The sequence below is a fragment of the Pedobacter sp. 05L430 genome (assembly GCF_056397585.1).
Map to the genome: position 1 here is coordinate 1 of NZ_JBFTNT010000630.1, position 516 is coordinate 516.

Annotated in this window: 1 protein-coding gene; it reads left to right on the top strand. The window is 33.5% G+C overall.

The genetic code is table 11. The annotated features are described in order from the left end of the window. Positions 1–455, top strand: a 455-nt coding sequence (locus tag AC1DG9_RS27705; protein ID WP_477635785.1) for a hypothetical protein, incomplete at its 5' end; no start/stop codon positions are given. Positions 456–516 lie beyond the last annotated feature (61 nt).

Genomic DNA, 516 nt, shown 5'->3' on the forward strand with positions numbered 1-516 from the left:
CATCGGTAAGTGGCTCAACAAGTACAAGCATTTCAGATTCATCAAGCACGTCCACATCAATGAGTACATCTGAAACTTTCACTTCTCAATCTCCTATAAATAGTGAAAGTCAATTTATTGGTGATAGCTTGTCTGAAGATACAATCGTGACTCAATCAAAAAATACGAATATGCTTAATAAAACTGGAAAAGATTATGATTTACAAGAACAAAGAGGTTATACTGATTCAGAACAACACAATGAAACACAAAGTAATCAAGCTGATAATCACTCAAACAACCTCGATTTACTTCATCAAAATCGTTTACAAGATAAAGTCGTTAAACAACCGACTAAAGGAGAAGATGGAGTTGTAAGCAACGGTTTTATAGTAGCAGTAGCAATAGTATTGGCTATCTTCGGTTTGGCAAAAAAATCTAGAAAAGACGATGATGATCAAGATGGTAGTAAATAACAGATAGTTTTAATCATATTAAGAGGCTAGGGAACAATAATTGATTGGATAAGTACATGAC